This is a genomic window from Myroides albus (assembly GCF_009711045.1).
Lineage (GTDB): Bacteria > Bacteroidota > Bacteroidia > Flavobacteriales > Flavobacteriaceae > Flavobacterium > Flavobacterium album_A.
Map to the genome: position 1 here is coordinate 26600 of NZ_WMJX01000031.1, position 6376 is coordinate 32975.

Annotated in this window: 6 protein-coding genes; 5 read left to right on the forward strand and 1 reads right to left on the reverse strand. The window is 36.2% G+C overall.

The genetic code is table 11. The annotated features are described in order from the left end of the window. Positions 1 to 17: 17 nt before the first annotated feature. The 4 genes from GJV76_RS12040 (at position 18) to GJV76_RS12055 (ending at position 4685) form a co-directional block, all read left to right on the forward strand. Complete coding sequence (locus GJV76_RS12040; RefSeq protein ID WP_155092862.1) at positions 18 to 2267, forward strand: nitric-oxide reductase large subunit; 2250 nt, start codon at positions 18 to 20, stop codon at positions 2265 to 2267. Further along, positions 2257 to 2970 (forward strand): iron-sulfur cluster repair di-iron protein, encoded by a 714-nt coding sequence (ric, locus tag GJV76_RS12045; RefSeq protein WP_155092863.1) that lies wholly within the window; start codon positions 2257 to 2259, stop codon positions 2968 to 2970. Before GJV76_RS12040 ends, ric begins: the two co-directional genes overlap by 11 nt. Positions 2971 to 3032: 62 nt before the next feature. Further along, positions 3033 to 4226, forward strand: coding sequence for a hypothetical protein (locus GJV76_RS12050; protein ID WP_155092864.1), 1194 nt, complete (start codon positions 3033 to 3035; stop codon positions 4224 to 4226). Positions 4227 to 4232: 6 nt separating this feature from the next. Beyond that, positions 4233 to 4685 carry a CopD family protein gene (locus tag GJV76_RS12055; protein WP_155092865.1) on the forward strand — a complete coding sequence of 151 codons (453 nt, stop codon included), beginning with the start codon at positions 4233 to 4235 and terminating at the stop codon, positions 4683 to 4685. A gap of 19 nt (positions 4686 to 4704) precedes the next feature. Here GJV76_RS12055 and GJV76_RS12060 read toward each other — a convergent pair whose 3' ends face one another. Continuing rightward, positions 4705 to 5088: a winged helix-turn-helix transcriptional regulator gene (locus GJV76_RS12060; RefSeq protein WP_155092866.1), complete on the reverse strand. Its 384-nt coding sequence runs from the start codon at positions 5086 to 5088 to the stop codon at positions 4705 to 4707. A gap of 142 nt (positions 5089 to 5230) precedes the next feature. On the opposite strand from GJV76_RS12060, the gene GJV76_RS12065 reads away from it, so the two are divergent. After that, positions 5231 to 6376: MFS transporter (locus GJV76_RS12065; protein WP_155092867.1), on the forward strand; the 1146-nt coding region annotated here is incomplete at its 3' end.

Here is a 6376-nt window from a genome sequence, read left to right on the forward strand (position 1 = left end):
TCCTTTATTAAAAGAGTATGAGTAATAAACAAAAGAAATTATGGATAGCATTTGCGATAGTGATGTTATTCTCGTTTGGGGTACTGGGTTATTATGGTATAGAAATTTACCAAGAAGCTCCTCCTGTACCAACTGAAGTCAAGACGACTACTGGTGAAGTAATCTTATCTGATAAAGATATCAAAGACGGTCAAAATGTTTGGCAGAGTATCGGTGGTCAGGAGGTTGGATCTGTATGGGGACATGGTGCATACGTAGCCCCTGATTGGACTGCAGACTATTTACATCGCGAAGCTTTGTATTTATTAGATTATTACGCAAAGGAAAAGTATAATAAAACTTATGCTGAAAGTTCTTTAGAAGAACAAGCTTATTTAAAAGCACACTTACAAGCTAATATCAGACCTAATACGTATGATAAAGCAACAGGGATATTAACGATAACACCCGAACGCAATATGGCAAGGCTGTATTTACAGGAGTATTATAGCAAGTTATTTACTGATGACCCTGAATTTGCACAATTGCGAAAAGACTATGCAATTCCCAATAATTCAATTACTGACCCAGTGAGATTACAGCAAATGAATGCTTTCTTCTTTTGGGCAACATGGGCTACGGTAACGAATAGACCTGATAGCGATATCAGTTACACGCACAACTGGCCTGCAGAGGACTTGGTTGGAAATGTTGCTACTACACCTCTGTTAGCCTGGTCAGGTGTGAGTATTATCTTATTGATTTTTACTGTTGGGGTATTGGTGTATTATCACGTAGCTTCTAAACAGGAAGAAGAAGAAATGGTACCAGTCAAAGACCCAGTATCAAATGGAACAGTGACTAAGAGTATGACAATTCTGAAGAAGTATTTCTGGGTTGTTTGCTTATTGATGTTGTTACAGGTGGGATTAGGTATTATTACGGCTCACTATGGTGTAGAAGGGCAAGGATTATACGGCATTCCATTAGATAAGATTTTACCTTATTCTGTTACTCGTACATGGCATACTCAATTAGCTATTTTTTGGATTGCAACTGCTTGGTTAGGAACAGGACTTTATATTTCTCCGGCTGTCGGTGGAAAAGATCCAAAGTTTCAGGTATTCGGAGTAAACTTCCTATTTGTTGCTTTGCTAATTATTGTATTGGGATCGATGATAGGACAGTGGTTTGGGATTATGCAAAAGCTTGACTTGGTACAAAACTTCTGGTTTGGACATCAAGGATATGAGTACGTAGACTTAGGTCGCTTTTGGCAAATATTCTTATTCGTGGGATTATTTGTTTGGTTAGCTTTAATGATAAGACCTCTTATCCCCGTATTGAAAGAAAAGGGCAGTCAACACCGCAATTTGATAATCTTATTCTTAATTTCTTGTGGAGCCATTGCCTTATTTTATGGTGCTGGATTAATGTGGGGAAGACAAACAAACTTAGCCATTGCAGAATACTGGAGATGGTGGGTAGTGCATTTATGGGTTGAAGGTTTCTTTGAAGTATTTGCAACTGTAGTATTGGCGTTTTTATTTGTTCGAATGGGATTGATTAAAACGAAAACAGCGACTAATGGAGCCTTATTCTCAACCATTGTTTTTATGTCAGGTGGTATTATCGGTACTTTCCATCACTTGTATTTTTCTGGTACACCTACGGCAGTAATGGCTTTAGGAGCAACATTTAGTGCATTAGAAGTTGTGCCATTAACTTTAATAGGGTACGAGGCTTATGAGAACTATAAAATATCTACACATAAAGGTTGGTTACAAGACTATAAATGGCCGATATACTTTATGGTTGCTGTCGCTTTTTGGAACTTCTTAGGAGCTGGTGTATTTGGTTTTATTATTAATCCACCCATAGCACTGTATTATGTACAAGGGTTAAATACAACCCCTCTTCACGGTCATACTGCTTTGTTTGGTGTGTACGGAATGTTGGGGATTGGACTAATGCTTTTCGTATTAAGAAGTATCTACAGGAATGTACAATGGAATGAGAAGTTATTAAAAATAGGCTTTTGGGGATTGAACTTAGGTTTGCTACTAATGGCACTTTTAAGTTTGTTGCCAATCGGTATATGGCAAGCTATTGAAAGTATTCAACATGGTATGTGGTACGCTCGCTCAAGTGAGTTAATGCAATTACCGGCAATGAATACGCTGAAATGGCTACGTACAATAGGGGATGTAATCTTTACAGTCGGAATATTTGCAATCGTATTATTTGTATTCAAATTAACATTAAAAAAAGACAATCATGAAAAATAGAACAGTGGGCTCATTTGTAGCAGAAGATTTTAGAACAGCAGCAGTATTTAATAAATATGGAATTGATTTCTGCTGTAAAGGAGGACGTACAATTGATGAAGTATGTGAGAGAAAATCAGTAGATCAAGAGGAACTTATTAACGAGTTAGAAAAGTTGTTAACGCATCAAGCTGAAAACAATATTGACTTTAGACACTGGCCTTTGGATTTATTAGCTGATTATATTGAGAAGACTCACCATCGCTATGTGGAGGAGAAGATACCAGTATTGTTACAGTTCTTGAATAAGCTTAGTCGCGTACATGGAGATAGACATCCTGAATTAATAGAAATTAATGAACTGTTTATCGGATGTGCTGGTGAATTAAGTCAACACTTGAAGAAAGAAGAATTAGTACTTTTCCCATTTATTCGCAAAATGGTATCTGCTACTATTTCTGGACAACCATTAGATACTCCTCACTTTGGGAGTGTTCAAAATCCAGTTGCCATGATGATGCATGAGCATGATGGTGAAGGAGATCGCTTCCGCAAAATAGCAGCACTGTCTAATAATTATACTCCTCCAGCTGATGGATGTAATACTTATAAGGTAACTTATGCTATGTTGAAGGAGTTTGAAGAGGATTTACACAAACACATTCACTTAGAAAACAACATATTATTTCCAAGTGCAGTTGCATTAGAACAAAAGTTTAGTTAAGATTTTCAATTTAGATAGAAGTGCCTTACCTTTAGTATAAGGCACTTCTTGTATTATAACATATGAAACCAATCTATTATATCATTCCTCTATTCAACTTTTTAATAGCTGCTTTATTGGGGCTTTTGTTGAGAAGTATTTTCGTTTATCCGATAGAAGGAGTGACGTTTTTATATGTTTTACATACGCACTCTCATATTGCTTTATTAGGTTGGTTGTATTTACTGGTTTACGTATTGTTTGTGCAACAGTTTGGATTAAAAAACGATAAGGAAAATACATTTTACACGCGACTATTTTGGGTAACCCAATTGGCTGTGCTTGGAATGGGGGTGACTTTTCCCTTTATGGGATATGCCGCTGCTTCTATTAGCTTTTCTACATTGCACATTATCTGTTCTTATGTATTTGTCGTGCATCTGTGGAAGAACAACACTGTCTCAGGAAAGCAGCAAGGTGTTTTATTAAAAACATCCTTGTTCTTTATGGCATTTTCTACTTTAGGCGTTTGGTGTTTGGGACCAGCAGTTGGCATGATGGGTAAAGCAAGTGCTTTTTATCAAATTTGCATACAGTTCTTTCTGCACTTCCAGTTTGACGGTTGGTTCTTAACTGCCTTTTTGACGTTGTTGTTTGCTATTGTATTTAAAGGATACTCTTTATCTAAGTTTAAGCCTTTTTATTACACTTGGATAGTATCTGTAATACTCACTTATGCTCTACCCGTGAGTTGGTATGTAGAATTACCTATACTTCATTACTTAAATGCAGTAGGCGTTTTATTGCAGTTTTATTCTGTGGGATATTTATTAAATCCCGTTTATAAGATGTTTAAGCAACGAGATAATAACGAAGCTAACTTTGTGTGGCTTTTATTAATATTAGCAGGAATATGCTTTACAATGCGTATAGGGACACAGTTGTTAGTAATATCAGAATCTATAGCCAACGAATTGCAAGCATTGCGCAGTTGGATTGTGGGGTTTATCCATTTGAATATGTTAGGAGTCTTGAGTGGGTTTGGCTTATGGTTGATGATACAACAGAAAAAAATGTATGTTAATATTTTTACTAAAATAGGGATACTCAGCTTACTATTTGGGTTTGTCCTTACTGAATTTCTATTGTTTGTTCAGGGCTTACAAGGTTTTATGCATATTGTTTGGATAGAGAATACTCCTTTATCCTTGTTTTGGGCTTCAGTACTTTTGCCTATTAGTGTCTTGAGCTTTCTTATATCATATTTAAAAAAATAGCATGTTATGAATGAATTACACCTTTTATTAATACTTCACTTATTAGGCGCGACTATTTGGGTAGGAGGGCATATTTTATTAAGTGTTGTGATACTACCTCAAGTTTGGAAAGAGAAGTCAGTTGCGAAGTTGTTTAACTTTGAGAGTAGATATGAGTGGTTTGGTATGCCTGCGTTATTTGTAATGTTGTTGACAGGTGTACGCATGGCCTATATCTACAATGTAAAGTTGGCAAACTGGTTTACTTTTGAAACCCCCATAGAACGTGTAGTATCACTAAAATTAGCTTGCCTGATCACGATTGCTTTATTTGCATTAAGTGCTCAGTTTTATGTATTACCACGCCTAAAGACTGATATTCAAAAGTTGCCTTTAATGACTTTTCACATCTTGTCTGTGACGACCATTAGCATTGTGATGTTGATACTTGGTAGTTTTGTCAGGTATGGCGGTATATAACGTTATATTTCCCTCAAGGCTATTTTGAATCTTCTTGTTTTACAGCACTTAAAGCACGGTGTTTTGTTCCCCAATCTTCTAATGCTGGCCAAATAGGCAAAAGGTCTTTAGCTATATTCGTTAAGGAGTACTCTACTCGTGGAGGGACTTCCGCATATACTTGTCTTGTAACTAAGTTGTCAGCTTCTAACTCCTTTAATTGTAGAGAAAGCATGCGGTCAGTAATCCCAACAGTTTTCTCTTTTAGTTCGTTAAAGCGCAGTGTGCCATATTCCTCAAGGTAAAATAAGATCATCATCTTCCATCTTCCACCTATTTTGCAGATTGTATAGATTGCATCACAATTAGTTGTGATGTACTCCCTATTGATATTATTGGTTGAATTTTCTTTTCTTTTTGCCATTACTTACAAAATTGTTAGTTACTCACAAAAATCGCTTGTATAGTTTACTCTAAACTCGCTCTTTACTTTTGCCTTAGTATTTACAGAATACAATGAGATGTATAACTGCTTTTGATTAAGCAAAAGTATGGATTAAATTTTTATGAAGAAATATGCCTACGTAGGAGCCTTAGGACTGCTGAGTATTATTACAACAGAGTTTGGTGTTATTGGAGTACTGCCCCAGATAGCTTCACATTATAGAATTTCAATAGATCAAGCAAGTTGGCTTTTAAGTGGATTTGCTTTAGTGATTGCCTTCTTAGGTCCTTTGATGACTGTTTTAACTGTTCGAATGGACAAAAAGAAAGTAATGCTATTAGCCTTAGCTTTATTTGTAATCTCAAGTTTTATCTCAGTGAGTTTACCTCCTTTTTGGTTGTTGTTTACTCTGAGGCTTATCTCTGCCTTACTACAGCCAGTCTATATTGCCAATGCGCTTTCTATAGCGGTTCGATTTTCGCCAGAAGATAAGCACAGTCAGATGATGAGTATTGTATTTAGCGGTATTACTATTGCGTCTTTTACTACTATTCCCTTGGCTACATACTTGACAAATGGCTATGGGTTAGAAGCCATTTTTTTAATTCAGGGAATTGTGAGTAGTATTGCCTTTATGGCTATTTATATCTTTTTACCTTGTGTTCCAGGTGATACAAAAGTGTTTAACACTAAAGAATTAGTGGTTTTTAGAGATCTCTCTTTTATAAGAAGTGCATTAGTTAATTTATTTATTTTAGCGATGTGGTTTAGCGTTTACAGCTATTTTGCAGACTATTTGAGTAAAGAGAAGAATATGTCTGGTCTAATGGTTGGGAATATGGTGCTTTTATTTGGATTGATAGGTGTTGTAGCCATGTATATAGGAGGGAAGGTATTGTCTAAAGGTGTGGTTTACAGCAATGTGTTTTACATTATGGGAGCAGCTCTAATAGCTTTACTTCTTTATATTTCGGGAAGTGAATCTATCTTGACGGTTTTAATTGTATCCATGTGGAGCCTATTTTATACACCTGTATACTTGAATGCAACTGCATTCTTACAGAAGACAACCAAGCTGCCTTTTGAATTAGGCAGTAGTCTTTCTACTTCTCTTGGCAACTTGGGAATTGCTGTGGGAACTTTTGTTGGAGGAAAGGTAATAGCTTATTATGGCTTACAATTTTTGCCCTTAGCGATGTTGATTTTTGCCTTGCTAAGCTTGGTGTTGATTTATTGGTCGCAGACTGTAGTTAAAACTATGCACTTT